The organism is Rahnella sp. RcJ3, assembly GCF_009498575.1.
Classification (GTDB): Bacteria; Pseudomonadota; Gammaproteobacteria; order Enterobacterales; family Enterobacteriaceae; genus Rahnella; species Rahnella aceris.
In genome coordinates this window covers 186,652-212,379 of record NZ_QSNX01000009.1, presented here as the reverse complement: position 1 = coordinate 212,379, position 25,728 = coordinate 186,652, and the positions used below count along the sequence as shown (strand labels likewise).

General features: G+C 50.8%; 22 protein-coding genes and 4 tRNA genes. 5 read left to right on the top strand and 21 right to left on the bottom strand.

The features are described from left to right. Window positions 1-8 precede the first annotated feature (8 nt). Both DXU84_RS13985 and DXU84_RS13980 read left to right on the top strand, forming a co-directional pair. On the top strand, window positions 9-905 hold the full coding sequence (locus tag DXU84_RS13985; RefSeq protein WP_228389007.1) for a contractile injection system protein, VgrG/Pvc8 family: 897 nt from the start codon (window positions 9-11) through the stop codon (window positions 903-905). A 319-nt stretch (window positions 906-1,224) separates the two neighbouring features. Continuing rightward, entirely contained in the window at window positions 1,225-1,446 is a 222-nt protein-coding gene (locus DXU84_RS13980) for a DNA-binding transcriptional regulator (protein WP_071823644.1), read from the top strand. 162 nt (window positions 1,447-1,608) lie between these two features. Here the strand turns inward: DXU84_RS13980 and rplS are convergent, their stop codons facing one another. The 5 genes from rplS to ffh all read right to left on the bottom strand — a co-directional run bounded on the left by rplS (window position 1,609) and on the right by ffh (window position 5,201). Further along, on the bottom strand, window positions 1,609-1,956 hold the full coding sequence (gene rplS / locus DXU84_RS13975; protein ID WP_013574038.1) for a 50S ribosomal protein L19: 348 nt from the start codon (window positions 1,954-1,956) through the stop codon (window positions 1,609-1,611). A 48-nt stretch (window positions 1,957-2,004) separates the two neighbouring features. Then, on the bottom strand, window positions 2,005-2,778 hold the full coding sequence (gene trmD / locus DXU84_RS13970) for a tRNA (guanosine(37)-N1)-methyltransferase TrmD (RefSeq protein WP_015689396.1): 774 nt from the start codon (window positions 2,776-2,778) through the stop codon (window positions 2,005-2,007). 67 nt (window positions 2,779-2,845) lie between these two features. Further along, on the bottom strand, window positions 2,846-3,394 hold the full coding sequence (gene rimM / locus DXU84_RS13965; protein WP_013574036.1) for a ribosome maturation factor RimM: 549 nt from the start codon (window positions 3,392-3,394) through the stop codon (window positions 2,846-2,848). Window positions 3,395-3,412: 18 nt separating this feature from the next. Next, the gene (rpsP, locus tag DXU84_RS13960) at window positions 3,413-3,661 is read right to left on the bottom strand and encodes a 30S ribosomal protein S16 (protein WP_015689395.1); all 249 of its coding nucleotides are present in this window, start codon (window positions 3,659-3,661) and stop codon (window positions 3,413-3,415) included. A gap of 178 nt (window positions 3,662-3,839) precedes the next feature. Continuing rightward, entirely contained in the window at window positions 3,840-5,201 is a 1,362-nt protein-coding gene (gene ffh / locus DXU84_RS13955) for a signal recognition particle protein (protein WP_013574034.1), read from the bottom strand. 164 nt (window positions 5,202-5,365) lie between these two features. On the opposite strand from ffh, the gene DXU84_RS13950 reads away from it, so the two are divergent. Next, window positions 5,366-6,157: an inner membrane protein YpjD gene (locus tag DXU84_RS13950; protein ID WP_013574033.1), complete on the top strand. Its 792-nt coding sequence runs from the start codon at window positions 5,366-5,368 to the stop codon at window positions 6,155-6,157. Between the two features lie 16 nt (window positions 6,158-6,173). Beyond that, complete coding sequence (locus DXU84_RS13945) at window positions 6,174-7,463, top strand: HlyC/CorC family transporter (RefSeq protein ID WP_013574032.1); 1,290 nt, start codon at window positions 6,174-6,176, stop codon at window positions 7,461-7,463. 69 nt (window positions 7,464-7,532) lie between these two features. Here DXU84_RS13945 and luxS read toward each other — a convergent pair whose 3' ends face one another. The 15 genes from luxS to DXU84_RS13870 form a co-directional block, all read right to left on the bottom strand. Continuing rightward, window positions 7,533-8,048 carry an S-ribosylhomocysteine lyase gene (luxS, locus tag DXU84_RS13940; RefSeq protein WP_013574031.1) on the bottom strand — a complete coding sequence of 172 codons (516 nt, stop codon included), beginning with the start codon at window positions 8,046-8,048 and terminating at the stop codon, window positions 7,533-7,535. 157 nt (window positions 8,049-8,205) lie between these two features. Further along, complete coding sequence (gshA, locus tag DXU84_RS13935) at window positions 8,206-9,777, bottom strand: glutamate--cysteine ligase (RefSeq protein WP_013574030.1); 1,572 nt, start codon at window positions 9,775-9,777, stop codon at window positions 8,206-8,208. An 85-nt stretch (window positions 9,778-9,862) separates the two neighbouring features. Further along, on the bottom strand, window positions 9,863-10,291 hold the full coding sequence (locus DXU84_RS13930) for a YqaA family protein (protein ID WP_370461777.1): 429 nt from the start codon (window positions 10,289-10,291) through the stop codon (window positions 9,863-9,865). Further along, window positions 10,288-10,854 carry a fructose-1-phosphate/6-phosphogluconate phosphatase gene (gene yqaB / locus DXU84_RS13925; protein ID WP_013574028.1) on the bottom strand — a complete coding sequence of 189 codons (567 nt, stop codon included), beginning with the start codon at window positions 10,852-10,854 and terminating at the stop codon, window positions 10,288-10,290. Before yqaB ends, DXU84_RS13930 begins: the two co-directional genes overlap by 4 nt. A gap of 222 nt (window positions 10,855-11,076) precedes the next feature. Further along, window positions 11,077-11,153 (bottom strand) — tRNA-Arg (locus DXU84_RS13920). 42 nt (window positions 11,154-11,195) lie between these two features. Then, a tRNA-Arg gene (locus DXU84_RS13915) sits at window positions 11,196-11,272 on the bottom strand. A 110-nt stretch (window positions 11,273-11,382) separates the two neighbouring features. Beyond that, window positions 11,383-11,459 (bottom strand) — tRNA-Arg (locus DXU84_RS13910). Between the two features lie 8 nt (window positions 11,460-11,467). Then, window positions 11,468-11,560: transfer RNA gene (locus DXU84_RS13905), tRNA-Ser, on the bottom strand. Window positions 11,561-11,885: 325 nt separating this feature from the next. Then, complete coding sequence (csrA, locus tag DXU84_RS13900) at window positions 11,886-12,071, bottom strand: carbon storage regulator CsrA (RefSeq protein ID WP_013574027.1); 186 nt, start codon at window positions 12,069-12,071, stop codon at window positions 11,886-11,888. Between the two features lie 256 nt (window positions 12,072-12,327). Next, complete coding sequence (gene alaS, locus DXU84_RS13895) at window positions 12,328-14,955, bottom strand: alanine--tRNA ligase (protein ID WP_015689392.1); 2,628 nt, start codon at window positions 14,953-14,955, stop codon at window positions 12,328-12,330. 138 nt (window positions 14,956-15,093) lie between these two features. Beyond that, entirely contained in the window at window positions 15,094-15,732 is a 639-nt protein-coding gene (gene recX, locus DXU84_RS13890) for a recombination regulator RecX (protein ID WP_370447458.1), read from the bottom strand. Window positions 15,733-15,903: 171 nt separating this feature from the next. Next, on the bottom strand, window positions 15,904-16,968 hold the full coding sequence (gene recA, locus DXU84_RS13885; RefSeq protein ID WP_013574024.1) for a recombinase RecA: 1,065 nt from the start codon (window positions 16,966-16,968) through the stop codon (window positions 15,904-15,906). Between the two features lie 107 nt (window positions 16,969-17,075). Next, complete coding sequence (gene pncC / locus DXU84_RS13880) at window positions 17,076-17,570, bottom strand: nicotinamide-nucleotide amidase (RefSeq protein WP_013574023.1); 495 nt, start codon at window positions 17,568-17,570, stop codon at window positions 17,076-17,078. A gap of 161 nt (window positions 17,571-17,731) precedes the next feature. After that, the gene (mltB, locus tag DXU84_RS13875) at window positions 17,732-18,835 is read right to left on the bottom strand and encodes a lytic murein transglycosylase B (protein ID WP_013574022.1); all 1,104 of its coding nucleotides are present in this window, start codon (window positions 18,833-18,835) and stop codon (window positions 17,732-17,734) included. A 153-nt stretch (window positions 18,836-18,988) separates the two neighbouring features. Next, entirely contained in the window at window positions 18,989-21,649 is a 2,661-nt protein-coding gene (locus tag DXU84_RS13870; protein WP_013574021.1) for a hypothetical protein, read from the bottom strand. 423 nt (window positions 21,650-22,072) lie between these two features. Here DXU84_RS13870 and mutS point away from each other — a divergent pair, with 423 nt between their 5' ends. Then, window positions 22,073-24,628 carry a DNA mismatch repair protein MutS gene (mutS, locus tag DXU84_RS13865; RefSeq protein WP_013574020.1) on the top strand — a complete coding sequence of 852 codons (2,556 nt, stop codon included), beginning with the start codon at window positions 22,073-22,075 and terminating at the stop codon, window positions 24,626-24,628. A 98-nt stretch (window positions 24,629-24,726) separates the two neighbouring features. On the opposite strand, the gene rpoS is transcribed toward mutS, so the two are convergent. Then, entirely contained in the window at window positions 24,727-25,713 is a 987-nt protein-coding gene (gene rpoS / locus DXU84_RS13860; RefSeq protein WP_013574019.1) for an RNA polymerase sigma factor RpoS, read from the bottom strand. Window positions 25,714-25,728 lie beyond the last annotated feature (15 nt).

Here is a 25,728-nt window from a genome sequence, read left to right as displayed (position 1 = left end):
ATGTCCGCATGATGTTAACCCTCGGACTGTTTGTGTTTCAGTTGCTGACCATCCGCGCCCGCAGTGCGGACTACCGTGGCAGCCTGAATTCCCGCCGCGACAACTCTTATCACGACACGACGCTGGTGGCGGTGGTGTCCGCCGTGGCGGCGCGGAACAACCTCAAGCCCGCCGTTGCCGGGCCGTTCAGGGGCGTAAAGGTCTCACACATTGACCAGACCCAGGAAACGGACGCGAAATTTATCACGCGCCTGGCGGAACTGAACGGCGCGGTTGTTGCCATCAAGGCGGGCAACCTGCTGTTTATCAAGCCAGGCGCGGCAAAGACGGCGAGCGGGAAGCCCATCCCGCAGATGACCATTGTCCGCTGCGACGGCGACGGGCATACGTTTAATATCGCTGACCGTGGCGCCTATACCGGCGTTTCGGCAAGCTGGCTGCACACCAAAGACCCGAAGCCAAAAAAGGTGAAGGTGCAGCGGAAACCGAAAGTGCAGTACCTGCGCGCCCTGCAGCATCCGAAGGCAAAGAAGACCAGCGCGAAAGTGCAGAAAACGCCGGAAGCTAAGGAAGGGGATTACCTGGCGGGCAGTGATGAAAACGTGTTTGCCCTCACCACCATCTACGCCACGCAAAAGGCCGCGATGCGGGCAGCTCAGGCGAAGTGGGACAAACTCCAGCGCGGTGTCGCGGAGTTCTCGATCTCCCTGGCTCGCGGGCGGGCGGATTTATTTCCGGAGACGCCGGTAGCCGTGTCCGGATTTAAATCCGTGATCGACGCGCAGCCCTGGATAATCAGCAAGGTAACGCACAGCCTGGGCGGCAGTGGATTTGTGACGACGCTAAATCTGGAGGTATTGCTGTCGGATGTGAGTTATGAGGCGAGCGGGGACGATAGGCTGTGAATGATTGATGCTAAGCTTCAAGGTGAGCGTATAAAACACTCCTAAAAACAGTAGTATATCCAAAACACCACTGGGAAGAGTGCGTATATAAGGAGGCCAACACACACGGCCTTCATAAACCAACGGGCACGACGCCAGATATAGCGTTCCCTTTCGTTAGCGTCACGGATCGCGCTTTGTATATCGTCCTGATTTGTCATCTCGTCTGCCTTGTGGAATTTGTCACCTGTAATGTAAAACACTGTAATCCCGGATGTATGTTTTGAGCAATAACATACAATGATTTAATCTGATTAAAAATGATTACATGGTGATTATTATGATGCACTGCCCGAAATGCCAACACGCAGCACACGCACGCTCCAGCCGTTATCTGAGCATCAACACCAAAGAACGCTATCACCAGTGCCAAAATATTAATTGCAGCTGTACATTCAAAACCCATGAGTCGATCGCTGACATCATTGTTGAACCTGGAACAGTTCATGCCGTTCAGTTGCACCCAGATAAGCATCAGCAGCAGTCCTTCCAGATGCATTGAAAACACACTTTAAAAGAAGCCCGCGAAAGCGGGTTTTTTATTCACTATCGCCATAGGATTAATTTCTGCCGCCATTTTGCCGCCACTCCATAAAAAAAGGGTCTAGCGATTACGCTAGACCCTTGATAACTAAGAGTATTTTGATGTCGCGTTAGCGATACCTTAGTTAAGACGCTCTTTAATACGAGCAGACTTACCAGTACGCTCACGCAGGTAGTACAGTTTAGCTTTACGAACGGCGCCACGACGTTTAACAGTAATGCTGTCGATTACCGGGGAGTGAGTCTGGAATACACGCTCAACACCTTCGCCGTTAGAAATTTTGCGAACAGTGAATGCAGAGTGCAGACCGCGGTTACGAATAGCGATAACCACGCCCTCGAATGCCTGCAGACGCTTTTTAGAACCTTCAACGACCCATACCTTAATTTCCAGAGAATCACCTGGACGGAATGCAGGTACGTCTTGCTTCATCTGCTCTTGTTCGATTTGTTTAATGATATTGCTCATAATATGTCTCTTACCCTAGGTAAACTGATATATCGGGACGGCCTCGCGTTATGCTTTGGCGTTCCCTTCATAGTTTTGTTGACTGAGCCGATGTTCCTTTTGGAACTCTCTCAGCAACACCTCTTGCTCGTCAGTCAGAGCTAGGTTTTCCAGAAGTTCAGGTCTTCTAAGCCAGGTTCGACCCAGCGACTGTTTCAGGCGCCAGCGACGTATATCAGCGTGGTTGCCCGACAGTAAAACTGACGGTACCTCCATGCCTTCCAACACTTCAGGGCGGGTATAATGGGGACAATCCAACAATCCGTCAGCGAAAGAATCTTCTTCTGCTGAAGCCTGACGACCCAGAACGCCCGGTATAAAGCGGGAAACTGAATCAATCAGAGTCATTGCCGGCAACTCTCCACCGCTAAGAACATAATCGCCAATTGACCATTCTTCATCAATTTCGGTTTTAATTATGCGCTCATCGATCCCTTCATAACGGCCACAAACCAGAATAATTTTCTGATGGGCCGCCAGCTCGCAAACACCGGTTTGATCCAGTTTGCGCCCCTGAGGTGAAAGATAAATCACCTTCACACCTTCGCCTGCCGCTGCTTTTGCTGCATGAATAGCTTCCCGTAAGGGTTGCACCATCATCAGCATTCCGGGACCACCGCCATAAGGGCGCTCATCCACGGTACGATGTCGATCGTATGCGAAGTCACGAGGACTCCAGCAATTTACGCTCAACAGGCCATTCTTAACTGCCCGGCCAGTTACCCCGTAATCCGTAATTGCGCGGAACATTTCAGGAAACAGGCTAATTATACCAATCCACATAGCCTACCCCTTCCAAATGTTTGACCGCTCAACCAGACGTTGTTTACATCAGTAAACACTACGGAGGTCAAAAACCAGGATCCCAATCTACTTCAACAGTGCGAGTAGCGAGATCGACTTTCTTGATAACCTGCCCATCGAGGAACGGAATCAACCGCTCCTTGAGTCCGAAGGCATCTTTCAGGTTGGCTTTAACTACCATCACATCGTTAGAACCGGTTTCCATCATATCGATGATTTTGCCCAGTTCGTAACCGGAAGTTGTCACTACCTGGCAACCGAAAAGGTCTTTCCAGTAGTAGTCACCGTCTTCCAGTGGAGGCAGTTGCTTTGAATCGACGACAATTTCGCAATTAGTCAGAAGATTCGCGGCATCCCGATCATCAACGCCTTTGACTTTGATAATCAGGTCCTGAGTGTGGCGTTTCCAGCCTTCCAGCTCGACAACTTGCCACTTACCGGCACGCTGGATAAACCAGGGCTGGTAGTCAAAGATGCTTTCAGCGTCTTCGGTGGATGAAAACACTCTGAGCCAACCACGAATGCCGTACGTTGAACCCATTTTGCCAAGAACTAACGGCTCAGCGGGTACCACTGGATTGGATTGCTTGCTCATTGCCACCACCGCGACAGATTAAGCTGCTTTCTTAGCGTCTTTGATCAGCGCAGAAACGCGATCAGAAACGGTAGCACCCAGACCAACCCAATGGGCAACACGGTCCAGATCCATACGCAGTGCTTCAGCCTGGCCAGAAGCCAATGGGTTGAAGAAACCTACGCGTTCGATGAAACGACCGTCACGAGCGTTGCGGCTGTCGGTCACTACTACTTGATAAAACGGACGCTTTTTTGCGCCGCCACGTGCTAAACGAATTGTTACCATAACATCCTCTTTAGTTAATAAAACAACCAGACCCCATCGGGGAACGGGGTCTGGTTGCAATATAAAAAGCCCGAAAATTTTACTCATTTTGGCGCAAAAAGCAATCTAAAGCGTAGAAACCTTAGCCACCATTTTGCATGAGCCACCTATATGGCTGATATATAGGCAGTGACGTCGATTAACGGCCAGGGAAACCTGGTGGCATCATACCTTTCATGCCACGCATCATTTTCGCCATGCCGCCACTCTTCATTTTCTTCATCATGCGCTGCATATCGTCGAACTGCTTAAGTAAGCGGTTGACGTCCTGCACCTGCATGCCGGAACCCATCGCGATACGACGCTTACGGGAACCTTTAATAATTTCTGGCTTAGCGCGCTCTTTCAGCGTCATCGAGTTGATGATCGCTTCCATCCGCACCAGCACTTTGTCATCCATCTGGGATTTGACGTTATCCGGCAACTGACCGACACCCGGCAGTTTGCTCATCATACTCGCCATGCCGCCCATATTACGCATTTGCTTGAGCTGCTCGAGAAAATCGGTCAGGTCAAAGCCGTCGCCTTTCTTGAGTTTGCTGGCCAGTTTTTCAGCCTGCGCGCGGTCAACTTTGCTCTCAATATCTTCGATAAGTGAGAGAACGTCGCCCATACCCAGAATACGGGAGGCAATACGATCCGGATGAAACGGCTCCAGCGCATCGGTTTTTTCACCCATACCCAGGAATTTAATCGGCTTGCCGGTGATGTGACGAATCGACAGCGCAGCACCGCCGCGGGCATCACCGTCGACTTTTGTCAGGATCACACCGGTCAGCGGCAGCGCCTCATTAAACGCTTTCGCGGTATTCGCGGCATCCTGACCGGTCATAGCATCAACCACAAACAGAGTTTCAACCGGATTAATCGCGGCATGTACCTGTTTGATTTCGTCCATCATCGCTTCGTCGACGTGTAAACGGCCGGCGGTATCGACAATCAGCACGTCGTAGAATTTCAGTTTCGCCTGCTGCAGGGCGCGGCTAACGATATCAACCGGCTTCTCCTGTGCATCAGACGGGAAGAAATCCACTTCAACTTGCTGCGCCAGGGTTTCCAGCTGTTTGATCGCCGCAGGGCGATAAACGTCGGCGGACACCACCAGTACTTTTTTCTTTTTCTTTTCTTTCAGGAATTTCGCCAGTTTACCGACGCTGGTTGTTTTACCTGCACCTTGTAAACCAGCCATAAGAACCACGGCCGGAGGCTGCGCCGCTAAGTTAAGCTCGGTGTTAGCCTCGCCCATCGCAGTTTCCAGTTCTTTCTGGACAATTTTGACGAATTCCTGCCCCGGCGTCAGACTCTTATTGACCTCATGGCCAACAGCGCTTTCCTTCACCCGGCTGATGAAGTCACGTACGACCGGCAGCGCAACGTCCGCTTCCAGTAAGGCCATACGCACTTCACGTAATGTCTCTTTGATATTTTCTTCGGTCAGCCGCCCGCGGCCGCTGATATTGCGCAGTGTGCGCGACAATCGATCGCTTAAATTCTCAAACATCGTCTCTTGCTCAACGTAATGACAGGCCGCTTTTGCGACGTAATTGCGGGATTATAACACGAAGCGCGGACGATCTCTGCTTTGGCATCTCAGATAGGTTGGAGCGTGACGCGGGTAACGTTATACTGCGGTTCTCATTCACTTTTCGATGCTACCGAAACGCTATGTCAGTTTTTGCTCTCGTCGCCATGTTGGCCTATCTGCTCAGCCTTGCACTGATCATTCCGAGCATCATCCGGAAGAACAGCGCATACCGGCGTTTAGCACTGATTTCCGTTGTGGTGGCACTTGTTTGCCACGCTGTCGCATTGCAGCAACGTATTTTCGACGTCAGCACCGGCCAGAACCTCAGCCTGGTCAATATCGGTTCGGTGGTCAGTTTAATCATCGGAACGGTGATGACCATCGTAGCCTCGCGCAATCGCGGCTGGTTTGTTTTGCCAATTGTTTACAGCTTTTCGCTGATCAATCTGGCGTTCGTGACGTTTCTTCCTGGCGAATTCATCACGCATCTTGAAGAAAGCAAAGGCTTACTGGTACATATCGGCCTGGCATTATTCTCTTATGCCACGCTGATGATTGCCGCCCTTTACGCGTTGCAACTGGCGTGGCTGGATTATCAGCTAAAGAATAAACGCCTGACGTTTACGGCTGATATGCCGCCGTTAATGAGTATTGAACGCAAACTTTTTCACATCACTCAGATTGGCGTTATTTTACTGACGCTGACGTTGTGCACCGGATTACTTTATCTGAACAACCTGTTCAGCCCAGAGAATATCGACAAGGCTGTCTTATCGATACTGGCATGGTTTGTTTATATCGTTCTGCTGTGGGGCCATTATCACGAAGGCTGGCGTGGCCGTCGCGTGGTATGGTTCAGCATGGCGGGCGCCATCCTGCTTACTCTTGCCTATTTTGGCAGTCGCCTGATCCAGCAAATCATGGTTCATTAATTAAAAGGAATACCCGTTGGAGCACGTCTCAACAACAACCCTGATCATCACATTGATCATCATGGTGGTGGTTTCGGCTTATTTTTCAGCCTCCGAAACCGGTATGATGACACTCAACCGTTACCGGTTACGTCACCTGGCTAAACAGGGTAACCGCGCGGCGCGTCGCGTCGAAAAGCTGTTAAAACGCCCGGACCAGCTGATCAGTCTGGTACTTATCGGTAACAACCTGGTCAACATCCTTGCTTCCGCTCTGGCAACCATTGTGGGCATCCGTCTTTACGGCGATGCCGGTGTAGCGATTGCCACGGGTGTACTGACATTTGTCGTACTGCTGTTTGCAGAAGTGCTGCCTAAAACATTTGCCGCCCTGAATCCTGAACGCATCGCGTTTCCGAGCAGCATTTTGTTGCGTCCGCTGCAAACCATTATGATGCCGCTGGTGTGGATCCTTAACAGTCTCTCGCGTTTGCTGATGCGAATGTTCGGTATCAAAACCACCACGAGCCTCAGTGACGCCGTCAGTAAAGAAGAGCTGCGTTCCATCGTGAACGAGTCACGCTCGAATATCTCGCGCCGGAATCAGGACATGCTGCTTTCCGTGCTTGATCTTGAGAAAGTCTCTGTTGATGACATCATGGTTCCGCGCAATGAAATCGTCGGTATTGATATCAATGACGACTGGAAATCGATTATTCGTCAGCTTACCCACTCACCTCATGGCCGTATTGTGCTTTACCGAGACTCACTCGACGACGCTATTGGGATGCTTCGTTTGCGCGAAGCTTATCGCCTGATGACCGAGAAAAAAGAGTTCACCAAAGAAAATCTGCTGCGCGCCGCTGACGAAATTTACTACATTCCGGAAGGCACGCCGCTGAACATTCAGCTGGTAAAATTCCAGCGGAATAAAAAGAAAGTGGGCATCGTGGTTGATGAATACGGTGATATTCAGGGGCTGGTAACGGTTGAGGATATCCTCGAAGAAATCGTCGGTGATTTCACGACGTCTATGTCGCCAACGCTGGCAGAAGAAGTCACGCCGCAAAGTGATGGTTCAGTACTGATTGAAGGCAGCGCGAACGTGCGGGAACTGAATAAAGCCTTTAACTGGCATCTGCCAGCCGAAGAAGCGAGAACTATCAACGGCATGCTGCTGGAAGTGCTGGAAGAGATCCCGACAATCGGTACTAATCTGCGCATTGAGGACTATGAAGTTGAGATCCTGGATGTTCAGGACAACATGATCAAACAGGTGCAGGTCCGTCCGTTACAACCGTTGCAAAGCAGTGTGAATCAGCGCTAATCCTCTGAATTTCAGACATAAAAAAGACGCGAATTTCGCGTCTTTTTTGTCATCCGCACAAACTAAAAACTAGATGTGCAGTTCGGACAATTTCTCTTTTGGCAGAGCCAGATCATCGTTATGGTTCACAACAACATCATGATCGAGAATGTGCTGTGCAATTTCCTGGGCTTCTTTCAGGGAATGCATTTCGTAAGTCCCGCACTGGTATTCATTCAGCTCAGGGATCTGGCGCTGCTCTTTCACTTTCAGAACGTCAGCCATCGCTGCTTTCCAGGAGTCAGCAACCCGTTGCTCTTCCGGCACACCAATCAGGCTCATGTAAAAACCGGTACGGCAACCCATCGGAGAAATATCAATGATTTCAACACCGTTACCGTTCAGATGATTACGCATGAAACCCGCGAACAGGTGCTCGAGCGTGTGGATACCACGTTCCGGCATCACTTCAATATTCGGGCGGCAGAAACGCAGATCGAACACAGTGATCGTGTCCCCGTGCGGGGTTTTCATGGTTTTTGCGACGCGAACAGCAGGTGCTGCCATACGGGTATGGTCTACGGTAAAGCTATCCAACAGTGGCATATCGTCACCTCTCCTAAATAAATTAATTTTTTTTACGAACTCAGGAAACCTTTTCCCAGCATGCGGGTCTTAATTAGTGAAAGACGCGCATTTGTTATCATCATCCCTGTAAACAGAGATGTTTATTTGGCCACATTAATTGTGGCCTTTTTCTTTTCTACTCATTGCTACTGCCTGCATTCGCAGCCAGGTATTCTTCAAAGCTTAGCTTATCACTGGCTTCCAGTGTGCGCTGACGCTGCCATGAACCATCCTGTTCAGCCATCAGAGCGCTTTCATCCAACACTTCCAGCGGTTCACTCACCAGCATCTGACGATATTTTTCTGCCAGTTCCAGCCCGAGGTTGCCGACGCCCTGCTGTTTCAGATCCTTGAGGATGCGGGCAGAATAAGTCAGTTCAGGATCATCAAACGCAGCAACCAGCTCTTTACAAACATCCTGATAGAGATGATCGCCGTTTTGGTTATCCATGATCTGAGCCACCCGATTCAGATCAGCAAACAACGCATTGCCAACGCTGGCTAACGGCTGACGTTCATCGTTACACCCGATACCAATCGTCTGGCCCGGTTTACGTCCTTCGAGGATCACACGGTTCCAGTTTTTACGCGTACAAAGCAGCTCATCGCTGTTCATTTCCGGCGCATCCGCTAAAGCACACCATACCAAAAACAGATCCAGGAAACGCGCCTGGGTTGCATCAATCCCCACCGGAGAGAACGGGTTGACGTCCAGCGAGCGGACTTCAATATATTCGATCCCGCTGCGCATCAGCGCATCCGAAGGTGTTTCACCCGATTTGGTGACCCGTTTAGGACGGATTGGCGCATAAAGTTCGTTCTCAATCTGTAACACATTGGTGTTCAGCTGAAGATATTTACCGTCTTTTTTCACACCCATTTCCGCATATTCAGCAGACGGTGTGCGGATCGCTCTCTTCACGCCCTGAACGTAGGTGTTCAGATCATTAAAAGTGATGCCCAGATTGCTCTGTGACTTATTGGTATACCCTAAATCACTCAGACGCAGTGATGTCGCATAAGGCAGATAACACAATCCACCTTCGGTATATTCGAAAGGCAGATCCGTTTCACGTCCTTTGAGGAATGAGGAACAGATTGCAGGCGAAGCCCCAAACAGATACGGGATCACCCAACCGAAACGGTAATAGTTACGGATGAGTTTGAAATAACCTGCAGAGATCGCCTCTTTCCCGCTTTCCGTATCAGTCACGCCCAACCGCTCCTGCCAAAACGTCATCGGCAGCGAGAAATTGTAATGGATGCCGGAAATTACCTGCATCAGCGCGCCATAGCGGTTTTTCAGGCCTTCGCGATAAAGTGTCTTTAAACGCCCGATGTTCGACGAACCATATTGCGCCAGTTCGATATCCTGTCCGGATTCGATAAAGCAGGGCATGCTGAACGGCCACATACGCTCGTCACCAAGCTCACGGGCCACATGACGATGAATGTCACGGAGAAACGCCATCAGATGTTCAATATTGTCATCGACGGGCGTAATAAATTCTAATAAGGCTTCAGCAAAATCGGTGGTGATCCAGCGATGCGTCAGAGCCGCACCTAAAGATTCCGGGTGGCCCGTAGTCGCTAATGAACCGTCAGGATTAACCCGAAGCGTTTCACGCTCGATACCACGACGAATACCTTTTAATGCCTGAGGGTGGGCTTCCAGCCAGGAAAGCGCCTGAGATACATCCGGGATCAAATTGACCTCCCGCTTGGTGAAACCATTAATTTGCAAGCATACTGAATCTGCATAGATGTGACCATAATTGATAGCTGATGCCAATCTAACCGAACCATGAGAGCCCCTCCAGCGTTACAAAAGTCAAAAGGATGTAACGCACTGCTTTTCCGATAAACATGAAAAAGACGACAGGACCCCACGGCATTCGCAGCCAACCTGCTAATACGCATAACACATCACCAATCACCGGTAACCAGCTCAGCAATAACGCCGCAGGTCCGAAGCGCTTCAGCCAGCCCTGTGCAACATTGAGTCCACGTTGAGGCTTAAGCTGCGGCAAAAAGCGTCCGATGATGACGTTGGTTATGCCACCTAAGGTATTGCCAACTGATGCAGACAAAACCAGTGTCGCTGGCATTGCGCTGCCAGCTGACAATAAAGCCACTAATAAGACTTCTGAATTCCCAGGCAATAATGTGGCACTTAAAAAGCTGCTGCCGAATAAGGAAGCCAGCGCCAGGGCGCTGCTCACAGCGTACGCACGTCCACAAAATCCATATTGGCGCGTTTTGCTGCCTCAATACCGAAATCAGCATCTTCAAAGACGACACATTTTTCAGGAGGCACGCCAATCAGCTCCGCACAACGCAAAAAAGTGTCCGGTGCAGGTTTGTGATTCTTCACGTCATTGGCCCCCACAATCGCATCAAAGCAATCGCGCAGCCCTAAATGCCGTAAGAGTGCATCCGCCATCCAGTGCTCACTTCCTGTTCCTACCGCCATTGGACGCCGGCCATGATAAGCCTTCACGACATCAATCAGCGGCAGAGGACGTACGGTATCGAGCAACATTTCCTGCACGGCAGCCGTTTTCTCAGCAGCAAGAAGATGGGAGTCCATCTCAACATTATTGCTGTCTATAACAAACTTGGCGATGCGCCAGGTTGGAGAGCCATTCAGAGCGACCATGGAGTCGACATCATACCGCATGCTGTATTTGGTCAAGACCTGATGCCATGCCTTACGGTGCGTAGGTTCGGTATCCAATATGGTGCCATCCATATCAAATATTAGCCCTTCGTATCGATCGTACATCGGATGCTCCATGATCACGAAAAAACAGGAAAACTACTTTATCGCAAAGTCTGTAGAAAGTCGCATTTTGTCCACGCGCACAGCACATCAGAACACGTCAGAAAGATCAGGAAAATGAAAAAGAAGAGTGAGATACAGACGTGAAATCCAGAAAACAAAAAACCCGCCGAAGCGGGTTTTCTAATGCTGAAAGACAAAAATCGCTTCAACATACACAAAATATGGTGCACCCAGGAAGATTCGAACTTCCGACCGCTCGGTTCGTAGCCGAGTACTCTATCCAGCTGAGCTATGGGTGCATTGGGTTACTACAGATTTTATTTCGGAAATTGCTAAAAGAATGGTGCACCCAGGAAGATTCGAACTTCCGACCGCTCGGTTCGTAGCCGAGTACTCTATCCAGCTGAGCTATGGGTGCATTTTGATTCTTACTGCAGATTTACCTGACCATTTTACCGTACTACATCAGCTTTCGCTTTTGCCCTTCACGCTCATTTGATTGCAAATCAACATACATTCAGGAAAGTATGGTGCACCCAGGAAGATTCGAACTTCCGACCGCTCGGTTCGTAGCCGAGTACTCTATCCAGCTGAGCTATGGGTGCATTTTAAATGGCGGTGAGGCGGGGATTCGAACCCCGGATGCAGCTTTTGACCGCATACTCCCTTAGCAGGGGAGCGCCTTCAGCCTCTCGGCCACCTCACCATACGCCTCTTGCGAGTGTGCTGACTAACTTTGTTCAAGCTCATCGGCACTGCGTGGCGCACATATTACTTTCTGGCCCTTATAAGTCAAACCCTTTTTTCCTAACAATCACCCGTTTGGACATTTCACGCGCAACCTGCGCAGTTTGAACACAATAACAGGCCGCGAACGCGTAAAAAACGCCTTCATTTTTAGAAAAAGACAATTCAGGAGATAAGACACAGGAAGAAATTAAAAACTAAAACGCAGGAAAACGAGGGAAGAATAAGGGATAACACACACAAAAGAGGTTCAGCGCCTCGCCATTAGCGAGACGCCTCGTAAATCAGTAACTCGTCTGCTGTGACTTTTCAGCCTGAATACGCTGATAAATCTCTTCACGGTGAACAGAGACCTCTTTCGGCGCATTCACACCAATGCGCACCTGATTACCTTTAACACCTAATACGGTAACAGTAACCTCATCGCCAATCATGAGGGTTTCACCAACTCGGCGAGTTAGAATAAGCATTCTTTGCTCCTTGAATAATTAAAAGAGTCGGGTCTCTCAGTTTCCCGGCCATTATCGATCATAAGCGGGTAAAACGTAAGCCATGACCCCTACATAAAATGTAAGCAGCCTGCAACTTCAGCCATGAGTACTTTAAGTTTAGCCGATATCGTCATTGTCGCGACTTTAATCGCGAAGCTTACATTGCCATTAAGACTGAAAACGCCATACAGCACAATACATTATGACGTTTTCATGGTTAGCTATTTATTTCTTATTACAGCTTAGCTTCAACCCAGGCTTCAACAGTCGCCAGCGCGGCAGGCAATGCCTGTACATCGCTGCCGCCAGCCTGCGCCATATCAGGACGACCACCACCTTTGCCACCGACCTGCTGTGCCACAGAAGCAATCAGCTCACCGGCTTTAACACGATCGGTCAGATCCTTTGTGACACCTGCAATCAGGCTGACTTTGTCATCGGCAATGGTTGCCAGGACAATAATCACTGATCCTAACTGATTTTTCAGGTCATCAACCATCGTACGCAGCATTTTAGGCTCTACGTTATCCAATTGACGAACCAACAGTTTAACGCCTTTCACTTCTTTCGCCTGGCTGGACAGTGATGCACTTTCCTGCGCGGCTTGCTGACCTTTCACCTGCTGAAGTTCTTTTTCCAGCGTACGTGAACGCTCAATCAGAGAACGAATTTTATCGGTGATGCTGTTCACATCCCCTTTAACCAGATGCGCGACATCCTGCAGCAAATCACTTTGCTGATGCAGGGCATTAATCGCGTTTTCACCGGTGATCCCTTCAATACGACGAACACCTGCTGCAGTACCGGATTCACTCTGAATACGGAACAGGCCGATATCACCGGTACGACTGGCGTGCGTACCGCCACACAATTCGGTAGAGAAATCGCCCATGCTCAGCACACGAACGCTGTCTTCGTATTTCTCACCAAACAGCGCCATTGCACCTTTTTCTTTCGCTTCGTCCAGATCCATGATGGTGGTCTGAATCGGCAAGTTGCGACGAATCTGGGCATTCACCAGATCTTCTACCTGGCGAATTTCCTCTGGTTTCATTGCTTCAAAATGCGAGAAGTCAAAACGCAGATAGTTATCGTTAACCAGAGAACCTTTCTGAGCAACGTGCTTGCCCAGCACCTGACGCAGCGCGGCATGCAGCAAGTGCGTTGCCGAGTGGTTCAGACGGATGCGGTCACGGCGGGCGACATCAACTTCTGCTTCGACGCTGTCGCCGATACTCAGTTTACCTGCGCTCAGTGCGCCCTGATGACCGATCGCTTTTCCATATTTCTGGGTATCAGAAACAGAGAATACGCCAGTAGTCGTTTTCAGAATGCCTTTATCGCCAACCTGTCCACCAGATTCACCGTAGAACGGCGTGTCATCCAGAACCACGATAGCATTAACGCCAGCCTGAATATCATTCACTGGCTGCCCATCGACAAACAGCGCCACGACTTTGGAATGGCGCTGCAAATGTTCGTAGCCTGAGAACTGAGTCACGCCGTCAACACGCACCATGCTGTTGTAGTCTGCGCTGAAACCGCTGGACTCACGTGCGCGGCGGCGTTGAACATCCATCGCTTTTTCAAAACCGGCTTCATCCACTTTCAGATTACGTTCACGGCAAACGTCAGCAGTCAGATCCAGCGGGAAACCAAAGGTGTCGTACAGACGGAAAGCAATTTCGCCGTCCAGAGTGTCGCCTTTCAGTGCAGCCAATTCTTCGTCCAGCAACGCCAGTCCGCGCTCCAGAGTACGGGCAAACTGTTCTTCTTCGGTTTTCAGCAGTTGCTCAACCATCGCCTGCTGTTCTTTCAGTTCTGTCGCAGCCGGCCCCATCACTTCAATCAGCGGAGCAACCAGTTTGTAGAAGAACGTGTCTTGCGCCCCCAGCATGTTGCCGTGACGGATCGCACGACGAATGATACGACGCAGCACATAGCCACGGTTTTCATTCGACGGGATAACGCCATCTGCAATCAGGAATGCGCATGAACGGATATGGTCAGCAATAACGCGCAGGGATTTGTTGCTCAAATCGGTCGCGCCAGTGACTTCTGCCACCGCAGCGATCAGTTTCTGGAACAAGTCGATGTCGTAGTTTGAGTTCACATGTTGCATAACCGCAGTGATACGCTCAAGCCCCATCCCGGTATCTACGGATGGTTTTGGCAGTGGCAGCATGGTGCCGTCAGCCTGACGGTTGAACTGCATGAACACCAGGTTCCAGATCTCGATATAACGGTCGCCATCTTCTTCAGCAGAACCCGGAGGACCGCCCCAGATGTGATCGCCATGATCATAGAAAATCTCGGTACAAGGGCCGCAAGGGCCGGTATCGCCCATCTGCCAGAAGTTATCAGAAGCAAATGCGCCGCCTTTATTATCGCCAATGCGGATAATACGTTCTTTTGGAACGCCGACTTCTTTTTCCCAGATTTCGAAGGCTTCGTCATCAGTCTCATAGACGGTGACCCACAACTTCTCTTTCGGCAGATTAAACCAGTTTTCGCCGGTCAGTAGTTCCCAGGCGTAGTTGATGGCATCGTGTTTGAAGTAATCACCGAAGCTGAAGTTGCCCAGCATTTCGAAGAAGGTGTGGTGACGTGCGGTATAACCGACGTTTTCGAGGTCGTTGTGCTTACCGCCTGCGCGGACGCAACGCTGAGATGTGGTGGCGCGGTTGTAATCACGCTTATCCAGACCGAGGAAAACATCTTTAAATTGGTTCATCCCGGCATTGGTAAACAACAGTGTCGGATCGTTTGTCGGGACAAGCGAACTGCTTGAAACAATGTTGTGTCCCTTACTATGGAAGAAATCGAGAAACGCTTGACGGATCTCAGCGGTGCTCTTGCTCATAAATGTCCCGGAATCATGCTGGAAGAACGGCTCTTGAGCCGGATAACGCTGCATATGGCAGCAATCTGTTCAGCTCACGAACGAAAAAGTGCGGATAAGATAAAATTTCTGCGCGGGGAAGTAAAATACCGTATGCGGTCAATCGTCAAAATCGCGATAAATAGACTGTATTTCTTCCTGAAAGAAGCCCCGGTAGAGCAAATAACGCAGAACTTTTGATTTTTCTTTCCAGTCAGTCGGTAAATTTTCACCAAATTTCCTGACGGCCAAATCCCGCGCCAGAACGCACCAGTCTACCTCAGTGTTTTCCAGCGCCACTGTAATGATTTCTTTATCGACGCCTTTTTGCAGTAATTCCGAACGGATGCGCTGCGCACCGTAACCTTTGTTACTGCGACCGGAAATATAACGGCTGGCAAATTTGGCATCATCGAGCCAGTGATGCTGATAGCAGTAGTCAATCACCGCCTGCACATGTTCTTCCGCAATTTCTTCTGGCACTGGCCGCGGCTGAGGTTTAGCTCTCACCACCTCTTCTTCAGCAAACGCATTTTGCTCCGCTTTTTTACGTGATGACCAGCTGTTTTTCTTATTCTGAGGTTTAACAAAAGGCATTGGTGGAATAAGCAACTTGCGGCGCAACTCTGTTTCGCCGTGATCACGCTGAGAAAGCAGGCGCATAGCGCGGTTAATCAGCGTGTTGATTTTCGCTGCATCACCGTCTTTTTTCTGCGGCTCAAACAGCGTGGACTCACTGTTTTGCGCAACGTCTTCCAGCAATTTTTTCAGGTCGACGATTTTTTCATTAAGTATTTTTTCATCGGGCATAAGATTTCCCCCTGATATGCAAAATGCCAGTCTGGAAACCAGACTGGCATTTTAACGACTGTTGAAAGTAGCGGACAAAGTCCCCTGCCCTTCAAATGTCTTTGTCAGACAACCGCGAAATTAAAACTCTTCGCTGGTTTCCATGTTGTCGTCAGCGTCTTCAGCAGTAGTCGCAACGCTCAATTCACCGGTGCCGCTCAGCAGCATATCACGCAGTTTTTTGTCCAGTTCAGCAGCAACTTTCGGGTTTTCTTTGAGGTAGTTACAAGAGTTCGCTTTACCCTGACCAATCTTCTCGCCGTTGTAACTGTACCATGCACCCGCTTTCTCGATCAGTTTGTGCTTAACGCCCAGGTCGATCAGTTCGCCGTTGATGTTGATACCTTCGCCGTACAGGATCTGGAATTCAGCTTGTTTAAATGGTGCGGCGATTTTGTTCTTCACGACTTTCACACGTGTTTCACTACCGACAACCACATCACCTTCTTTGATAGCGCCGATACGACGGATATCCAGACGTACAGAGGCATAGAATTTCAGGGCGTTACCGCCGGTGGTGGTTTCCGGGTTACCGAACATCACACCGATTTTCATACGGATCTGGTTGATGAAGATCAGCAGGGTATTGGCGTTTTTCAGGTTACCCGCAAGCTTACGCATCGCCTGGCTCATCATACGAGCTGCGAGGCCCATGTGAGAGTCACCAATTTCGCCTTCGATTTCAGCTTTTGGCGTCAGTGCGGCAACGGAGTCAACGATGATAACGTCAACGGCGCCTGAACGGGTCAGCGCATCACAGATTTCCAGAGCCTGTTCACCGGTATCTGGCTGAGAACACAGCAGGTTATCGATATCGACGCCCAGTTTTTTAGCGTAGATAGGGTCCAGCGCGTGTTCTGCATCGATGAACGCACAGGTTTTGCCTTCACGCTGTGCAGCAGCGATAACCTGCAGAGTCAGCGTGGTTTTACCGGAGGATTCCGGACCATAAATTTCAACGATACGGCCCATTGGCAAGCCGCCAGCACCTAACGCGATATCCAAAGACAAAGAGCCGGTAGAGATCGTTTCGACGTCCATGGAGCGATCTTCACCCAGACGCATGATGGAGCCTTTACCGAATTGCTTTTCAATCTGGCCCAGTGCTGCAGCTAACGCTTTTTGCTTGTTCTCATCAATAGCCATTTTTACTCCTCGTCTGATACAGGGGAACATCCCGCCTGCATCACTGAATATAATTTATGTACAGGTAATTGGCAGTAATTATACTGTATGCTCATACAGTATCAAGCCTAATTTTTAATAAACTCACGCAATGCAGTTTGTAACGAAAAAACAGCAGCTTGCAAACGCACTGCTTCGCGATCGCCGGAAAACTGCTGTTTCGCGGTCAGAACCCGTCCGTCTTTTCCGGCAAATCCAAACCAGACAGTGCCGACAGGCTTTTCTGCAGAACCCCCGTCAGGGCCGGCGATACCGCTGACCGAAACCGCCACATCAGCACCCGCCGCATGTAACACGCCCAGTGCCATTTCATGCACCACCTGCTCACTCACTGCGCCATATTGCTCAAGCGTGCTTTCAGAAACGCCCAGCAATTCATGCTTGGCCGCATTGCTGTAAGTGACAAATCCGCGGTCAAACCAGGCGGAGCTTCCAGCAATATCGGTAATCGCTTTGGCAATCAGGCCACCGGTACAGGATTCCGCACAGGTTACCCACCATCCCTTCGCTTTCAGCGCCGCCCCGATTTCCACACTCAGTTCATGTAAACGTTTTTCGCTCATACTCCCTCCTGGCGGGTCATCTGAAACTGACCCGATGTTAGCATTTCTCTTCCGGTCTGTGAGTCCCGTCGAAGCGTTTTGCGCGATGTATTCAGAATTGGAATAAAAAGAAAAAGAAGGGCCACAATCTGCGGCCCTCATGAAAGATTAACTCACCGGCGTTAGCGCGCGGCTTTCACCGCTTCACCCAGTTGCCATACCGCCATCGCATAATGCACGCTGTGGTTGTAGCGGGTGATGGTGTAGAAATTCGGCAATCCGTACCAGTACTGGTAATTAGTGCCCATATCAAGGCGCAGCAAGCTGGCTTCCTGATAATTGCCCAGTGAACCCAGCGGGCTAAGCCCCGCTGCTTTGAGCGTATACAGCGGATACTTGGTTTTGAAGCCATTCTCCAGCAGAGGCGCCTGGCCTGCTGCCGGCACCGCAATCGGTGCGCCTTTCGTCCAGCCGTGTGCCTTGAAATAATTGGCAACACTGCCGATGGCATCAATCGGATCCCACAGGTTGGCATGACCATCACCGTTAAAGTCTACAGCGTAGTCCTTATAAGAGGATGGCATAAACTGGCCGTAGCCCATCGCACCCGCAAAGGAACCACGTAAACTCAGCGGATCATCGCCTTCACGGCGGGACATCAGCAGGAAGGTTTCCAGCTCGCCGGAGAAATATTCTGCCCGGCGCGGATAAGCAAAGGATAAGGTCGCCAGCGCATCGATTATGCGGGTTTTACCCATTACGCGTCCCCAGCGGGTTTCCACACCGATAATCCCGACAATGATTTCCGGCGGCACGCCGTAAACCTGCTCCGCACGCTGTAACGCATCCTGATACTGATTCCAGAACACTACGCCGTTTTGCACGTTATCCGGCGTAATGAATTTGCTGCGATAGCGGTTCCATGCGCCATTCGGCACGGTAGATGGCGGGCCAGATGGCGCCTGCTGATCCATCAGTCGTAATACAAATCCCAGACGTTTGGTTTGCGACAGGACATCATGCAATTGCTGACGGTCAAATCCGTGCTCGCGCACCATTTTGTCAACAAACTGGTTCATGGCCGGATCATAGGCGAAATCACCGGTCTGGACGGCACCGGTGTGCTCAGCCTGCAGCAGAAAACCACCAGCGGGAACCGTATTCGCACTGGCATTTCTTCCATCGGAAAAAGGATTTCGCGGGCCTTCAGGTTGAGGTGCGGGCTTATTACTGCTACATGCAGAAAGTGTAAGAACCAGGGGAAGAATGACTGCCAGGTGGCGCATCGGATATCCGTAACCATGCAATAAAAGAGGTGCGGATATGGTAGAGCATTATTAAAGCCGAAAAAACTGAAAATCATCGTCTTTACAAGGCACAAAAATTCTAAGTGACGGGCCCGCTGTAACGGACCCGCACGTGTTAAAAATACTGCGTAATTATTTCACCGACGGCGTCTTGGAACGCCACTGGCTGCCTGATTTAAGCGTACTGCTTTCCTCAAATTTCACCGGATTATCACGATAAGCTTTCAGCTTGTTGCGCATCCAGCTGCTGGCATCACCCACGCCGCTGATCACCCCGGTCGTCGCTCCGCCGCCCAGGTGGACATGGAAAATACCGCGTGACGGGAAATCCAGATACTTAGGTGTGGAAAGATCCCATGAATGCCGGGAGAACAGTTCCCGGGTGTCGTGGCCCATCATTGAGGCATAAGCGGCATCGAATTTCAGCGGCAGAAGGCGTTCATGGATGGCATCCACCGAGGCACCAATTTCGGAATGCCCCATCAGGTAGCTGCCGCCGCTGCCCCAGTTCTGGGTGTTGAAATCAGCATTAACCTCATCTGCGGAAGTTGGCAGATGGCTGGCCGGGATCTGCCATGGCAGAACCGGTTGACGCAGGTGGCGACTTAAGGATGCGCAGAAATCGAACGTACGCTCCCATTCGTATGGCGAATAACAATAACCATTGGCATATGAACGGATAGTGAAGTCATCAGCCTCATAACGGTCAGCGGCCATAAAATCAGCGCCCTTCGCCACGTCAGGAGAACCGTCTGCACGGATATATTCGATGTCATCAAACACGCCGACCAGCAATGCATATTGCGCCGTCAGTCTGCCCGCAGTGAACGGATCAACCGTCATTTTTTTATGTTGCCCGTCAGCGGCATCAAAAACATCATCGTAGACGAAATCTTTATAAATCCACTGCGAACCTGCCACTCCCCACAGGTTGACCTGCCAGCCGAGTACGACGTCTGGCGCAACCACGCGCGTCAGCCAGTTTACCGCCCGGATATAGCCTTTCAGGGTATTGGTGATGCCTGCCGGAACCTGCACATTCACATTGTGGTGGGCAAGTGCTTCGCTCAGAGGCTGACGAACCGGAATTTCATACGTTGGCAGGAAACCGTATTTCTGGCATTCGCCGAGATAATCCGGATTCACAATATACCCGGCTGGTACCGGATGTTCCGCATCCTGCTGGGATTGCGCCATTTGCAACGACTGAATAAAGTTGGCGAAGCTGAATTTATGGCGTACCGGATCAGCAATAATATTCGGCACATCACCCAATGATAAGTTACAGGTGTAAGACACCATCAGCGGCAACACGGGTTCATTCAGTTTGGCGGAGACGTCCCGTGCCATTTTAATAATTTGCAGCGTCGGTTCTTTAGACGGTGACAGATAATCGCCCGCATCGCCCATGCCGTCATCACCGGAATATTTGAAAATTGAAGACACACGCGCCGCGGCAAAATCATCCACGTTAGTCGGCACCATATTGGCGCAGGCACCAAAGGTGAGGAACTCAGGGAAACCTTTCACGTGCAGATTCGCCCCTTTCACAATCGTCACATTCAGCTGTGCCGGTGCATTCGCGCTGACCAGTAACGGCTGAGGGCTGACATCCACGTAATGTACGATGCCGTTGTGAATAAAGGTTCCCGAGACCACGGTATAAGAACCCGGCACAACCAGAACTGGCTGCTCAATGCTGCCATTTTGCGCGGCAATCGCATCGAAGCGGTACTGACGAGGTGTAGCCGAATTGTCTGTCAGTCGCAGGGAAATGGATTTACTGACCGCGCTTTCCGCTTTCACACTGACCGTCAGCTTCGCAGCATTTGGCTGTGAATCACCACGCTGGCTGACCTGCGCCTGAGTGAAGTTAATACTGTGATACTGGCCGTCGAACTGACCGTCGTAATCATCAAACAGATAATGAATATTGTTCAGACGTAAATCGGCAATACGGATTTCAAAGCGGCCGGTAGCAGGTAAATGTTCCAGACGATATTGCTGGCCGGAGCGTACTGGCAGGCTCAGTTTATCTGTGCCGTTCTCGCTGCAAATCAGCGTCAGCTCTTCATCGCGCAAACCGGCAATGCCTGAAAAATTCAGTGCCACATCAATAGTTGTACTGCGATCCACAGCGCCGAAAGTGACGGCCAGCGAGGTGGTACGGCCTTTATCAATGGTGATTTCTGTCTGTCCGAGATTGACAGGCACGCGGACAGTACCGTCTTCCGTGCTTAATTCTGCTGCAAAGACACTGTAATTCCCCGCATTGACGGAAAATTTAGAGACGTGACCAAACTCTGGCAAAACGCGCAATGTTTTATCGCCGCGCACCAGACGCAGTTCGAGTGCGGCATTTGTCAGCCCGGCAGGCAACGGCGGACAACTGACCGACAATTCACCGGTAACACCCGGTTCTTCATCAGCGGCCAGCGCAAAGGTTTCGCGGAAATCAGACCAGGCAGGCGAATCCGCAGAGGAGACGTTCAGCCCCATATGAATTTTCTGAATGGCATCGCCCACAGGCTGTCCATCGGTCGGCTCAATCGTCACTTTGACATCAAAAATCCCGCCGCCAACTTCCGTGGATTCCACTTTCGTGCCGAGCGGTTTCCACGGATTGGTTTCGACATTAATATCACCGGCAGTTATTTTTCCGGGTGCTGAAAATACGATCACTAACTTTTCTTTAATATCAACCGCGCCGCCAGACGTTGATTTAATCTCATTCAAATCGAGAGTGGGATACCAGGCATCGTTGATCATGTTTAATTTAAATTGCAATTGCATAATACTTCTCCGCAAAGATGGATAAATAGCGTGGAAAAATCCCGTATTAATAAGATCATCCGGGAACAGCCATCACCCTAGCAGAGGAGTAAAACATTCATATCCACACTTAATTCATTTTATATACTTATTATTAATAATATTACGAACAACTAACCCATTAATATAACGGCACGTTTTTTATTATTATCACCTCCTTATTATTATTCTCAAAAAAATAAAAACTCTATTATTACGCCCGTTGCAACATGTTCAAATCCCCTGACCTTTACGCTCTGCAAACGAAGGGGGTGTTACATGTCTGGTTTGCGCGATGCTTTCCATTTTTAGTTGTGACAGCTTCTTGCCCGCTGGGCTAAGATACGCAACAGAAAAAATCCTTAAACCCATCGCGTCGAAAAATGGATTAAAAAGATTAAGTCTATGACAAATAATGTAAACCTGGATGCCCACACACCAATGATGCAGCAGTATCTGCGTCTGAAAGCTGAGAACCCGGAAGTTCTGCTGTTCTATCGCATGGGTGACTTTTACGAACTGTTTTATGACGATGCAAAACGCGCATCTCAGCTGATGGATATCTCCCTGACCAAACGCGGCGCTTCTGCCGGTGAGCCGATCCCGATGGCGGGCGTGCCTTATCATGCGGTAGAAGGTTATCTGGCGAAACTGGTCCAGCTAGGGGAATCCGTCGCGATTGCTGAACAAATTGGCGACCCGGCCCTAAGTAAAGGGCCGGTTGAACGCAAAGTCGTACGCATCGTCACGCCGGGCACCGTCAGTGACGAAGCGTTGCTCAGCGAGCGTCATGATAACCTGCTGGCGGCTATCTGGCAGGACGGGCGCGGGTTTGGTTATGCCACGCTGGATATCAGTTCCGGCCGTTTCCGCGTCGCACAGCCTGACGATCTGGAAACCATGGCAGCCGAATTACAGCGCACCAATCCGGCGGAATTACTCTACCCGGAAAGCTTTGAAGCCATGTCGCTGATTTCCTCCCGCCGTGGCCTGCGCCGCCGTCCGATGTGGGAATTCGAGCTGGAAACCGCGAAACAGCAGCTCAATCTGCAATTCGGTACCCGCGATCTGAGCGGCTTCGGCGTTGAGCAGGCTGCTCAGGCGCTGCGTGCTGCCGGTTGTCTGCTGCAATACGTAAAAGATACCCAGCGCACCGCCCTGCCGCATATCCGTGGCGTCACCATGGAGCGCCAGCAGGATGGGATTATTATGGATGCGGCCACGCGCCGTAATCTGGAGCTGACGCAAAACCTGGCGGGTGGTGTAGAGAACACGCTGGCGGCAGTGCTGGATCAGGCCGTAACGCCGATGGGCAGCCGCATGCTCAAGCGCTGGATCCACATGCCGAGCCGCGATATCAAACTGCTGACGCATCGTCAGCAGGCGATTGGTGCGTTACAGGATATCACCGCCGATTTACAGCCGGTGCTGCGTCAGGTCGGCGACCTCGAGCGTATTCTGGCACGTCTGGCACTGCGCAGCGCACGTCCGCGTGATCTGGCCCGTATGCGTCATGCCATGCAGCAACTGCCGGAAATCCGCGAGATCTTGCAGGGAACCGAAGCCGCTCATGTGAAAACGCTGGTGGAGCAAACCGGTGACTTTACCGAACTGGTGGAACTGCTTGAACGCGCTGTGATCGAAAGCCCGCCGGTTCTGGTGCGTGACGGTGGCGTAATCGCACCAGGTTACAACGCTGAGCTGGATGAATGGCGTGCGCTGGCAGACGGCGCGACGGATTATCTCGATCGTCTGGAGATCCGCGAACGTGAAAAGCTGGGGCTGGATACGCTGAAAGTCGGTTTCAACGGCGTTCACGGTTATTACATTCAGGTCAGCCGTGGGCAGAGCCATCTGGTGCCGATTCATTACGTCCGTCGCCAGACGCTGAAAAATGCCGAGCGCTACATCATTCCTGAGCTGAAAGAGTACGAAGACAAGGTGCTGACCTCCAAAGGTAAAGCCTTGTCTCTGGAAAAGGCGCTGTACGAAGAGTTGTTCGATTTGCTGATGCCGCACCTGTCTGCATTACAGCAAAGCGCCAGTGCACTGGCCGAACTGGATGTGCTGAGCAATCTGGCGGAACGTGCTTACACGCTCAATTACGCCTGTCCGACCATGAGTGAAAAACCGGGTATTAATATTACCGGCGGTCGCCATCCGGTGGTTGAGCAGGTGCTAAGTGAACCGTTTATTTCTAACCCGCTGAACATGTCCCCGGCGCGACGGATGCTTATTATCACCGGTCCGAACATGGGCGGTAAAAGTACCTATATGCGCCAGGCAGCACTGATTGTTCTGATGGCGCATATCGGCAGCTATGTACCGGCGGAAGCCGCTGTCATCGGGCCGGTGGATCGCATCTTCACCCGTGTCGGTGCCGCGGACGATCTGGCTTCCGGGCGTTCGACCTTTATGGTGGAAATGACAGAGACGGCGAATATCCTGCACAACGCGACCGAAAACAGCCTGGTGCTGATGGATGAAATCGGGCGCGGGACATCAACGTACGATGGTTTGTCGCTGGCATGGGCATGTGCGGAAAACCTCGCCAGCCGTATTAAAGCCATGACGTTGTTCGCCACCCATTATTTCGAGCTGACCACCCTGCCGGAAAAAATGGAAGGCACCGTCAACGTGCATCTGGATGCTATCGAACACGGCGACACTATCGCGTTTATGCACAGCGTACAGGATGGCGCCGCCAGCAAGAGTTATGGTCTGGCCGTTGCCGCACTGGCTGGTGTGCCACGTGATGTGATTAAGCGCGCCCGTCAGAAACTGAAAGAGCTGGAAACGTTGTCGAACAACGCTGCCGCCAGCAAAGTTGACGGTCCGCAACTGGCTTTACTGACCGAAGAAGTATCTCCGGCAGTTGAGGCACTGGAGTCACTGGATGCAGATTCGTTATCGCCACGTCAGGCGCTGGAATGGATCTATCGTCTGAAAGATATGGTGTAAACGTCCGCTGAACTGAACCGGATGCATAAAAAAACGGTGGGGATTAACCCACCGTTTTTATTGGATGCTGCATATTGTGGCAATTGCCTGTGAGTTATTTACTCACGGAAAAGTGCTTCGATACTCAGTCCTTGCCCCTGCAGGATTTCACGCAGGCGACGCAAACCTTCTACCTGAATCTGACGAACACGTTCACGTGTCAGACCGATTTCGCGGCCCACATCTTCCAGCGTTGCCGCTTCATAGCCTAACAGGCCAAAACGACGCGCCAGCACTTCACGCTGTTTTGCATTCAACTCGAATAACCACTTCACGATACTCTGTTTCATATCGTCGTCTTGTGTGGTGTCTTCCGGGCCGTTGTCTTTTTCATCCGCCAGAATATCTAACAACGCTTTCTCTGAGTCACCACCCAATGGGGTGTCTACAGAAGTGATGCGTTCATTCAGGCGCAACATACGGCTGACGTCATGTACCGGTTTGTCGAGTTGCTCAGCAATCTCTTCAGCGCTCGGTTCATGGTCCAGTTTATGTGCAAGTTCACGTGCGGTACGCAGGTAAACGTTCAGTTCTTTAACGATATGAATCGGCAGACGAATAGTACGGGTTTGATTCATAATCGCCCGTTCGATTGTCTGACGGATCCACCATGTTGCATAGGTAGAGAAACGGAAGCCGCGCTCAGGGTCGAATTTTTCAACCGCACGGATCAGACCCAGGTTACCTTCCTCGATCAAATCCAGCAGTGCCAGACCGCGGTTACTGTAGCGGCGGGCAATTTTAACCACCAAACGCAGATTACTTTCAATCATACGGCGGCGGGAAGGAACATCTCCCCGCAGCGCGCGTCGTGCGAAATAAACTTCCTCTTCTGCGGTAAGCAGAGGGGAATAACCGATTTCACCGAGGTACAGTTGAGTGGCATCCAGCACTCGTTGGCTTACAGTCTGCGACAACAATTCTTCTTCAGCATCGTTGTCGGCAGTCTCTTCGACTATTGCTTTCTCGTCAAAGGCTTCAGCGCTGTTCTCATCGAAATCTACATCATCATGTAACTCGTTAACTTTCAGCGTATTCTGACTCATAAGCTGCTCCTACCC

Excerpts from the sequence above, each read along its gene's own strand:
- rpoS (WP_013574019.1), bottom strand. The coding sequence starts at position 25,713 with ATGAGTCAGAATACGCTGAAAGTTAACGAGTTACATGATGATGTAGAT.
- rimM (WP_013574036.1), bottom strand. The coding sequence starts at position 3,394 with ATGAGCAAGCAATCCAATCCAGTGGTACCCGCTGAGCCGTTAGTTCTT.
- recA (WP_013574024.1), bottom strand. The coding sequence starts at position 16,968 with ATGGCTATTGATGAGAACAAGCAAAAAGCGTTAGCTGCAGCACTGGGC.
- pncC (WP_013574023.1), bottom strand. The coding sequence starts at position 17,570 with ATGAGCGAAAAACGTTTACATGAACTGAGTGTGGAAATCGGGGCGGCG.
- DXU84_RS13870 (WP_013574021.1), bottom strand. The coding sequence starts at position 21,649 with ATGCAATTGCAATTTAAATTAAACATGATCAACGATGCCTGGTATCCC.
- trmD (WP_015689396.1), bottom strand. The coding sequence starts at position 2,778 with ATGTGGATTGGTATAATTAGCCTGTTTCCTGAAATGTTCCGCGCAATT.
- yqaB (WP_013574028.1), bottom strand. The coding sequence starts at position 10,854 with ATGTACGATCGATACGAAGGGCTAATATTTGATATGGATGGCACCATA.
- alaS (WP_015689392.1), bottom strand. The coding sequence starts at position 14,955 with ATGAGCAAGAGCACCGCTGAGATCCGTCAAGCGTTTCTCGATTTCTTC.
- luxS (WP_013574031.1), bottom strand. The coding sequence starts at position 8,048 with ATGCCACTGTTGGATAGCTTTACCGTAGACCATACCCGTATGGCAGCA.
- rplS (WP_013574038.1), bottom strand. The coding sequence starts at position 1,956 with ATGAGCAATATCATTAAACAAATCGAACAAGAGCAGATGAAGCAAGAC.
- csrA (WP_013574027.1), bottom strand. The coding sequence starts at position 12,071 with ATGCTTATTCTAACTCGCCGAGTTGGTGAAACCCTCATGATTGGCGAT.
- mltB (WP_013574022.1), bottom strand. The coding sequence starts at position 18,835 with ATGCGCCACCTGGCAGTCATTCTTCCCCTGGTTCTTACACTTTCTGCA.
- DXU84_RS13980 (WP_071823644.1), top strand. The coding sequence starts at position 1,225 with ATGATGCACTGCCCGAAATGCCAACACGCAGCACACGCACGCTCCAGC.
- DXU84_RS13950 (WP_013574033.1), top strand. The coding sequence starts at position 5,366 with ATGTCAGTTTTTGCTCTCGTCGCCATGTTGGCCTATCTGCTCAGCCTT.
- DXU84_RS13985 (WP_228389007.1), top strand. The coding sequence starts at position 9 with ATGATGTTAACCCTCGGACTGTTTGTGTTTCAGTTGCTGACCATCCGC.
- mutS (WP_013574020.1), top strand. The coding sequence starts at position 22,073 with ATGACAAATAATGTAAACCTGGATGCCCACACACCAATGATGCAGCAG.
- ffh (WP_013574034.1), bottom strand. The coding sequence starts at position 5,201 with ATGTTTGAGAATTTAAGCGATCGATTGTCGCGCACACTGCGCAATATC.
- rpsP (WP_015689395.1), bottom strand. The coding sequence starts at position 3,661 with ATGGTAACAATTCGTTTAGCACGTGGCGGCGCAAAAAAGCGTCCGTTT.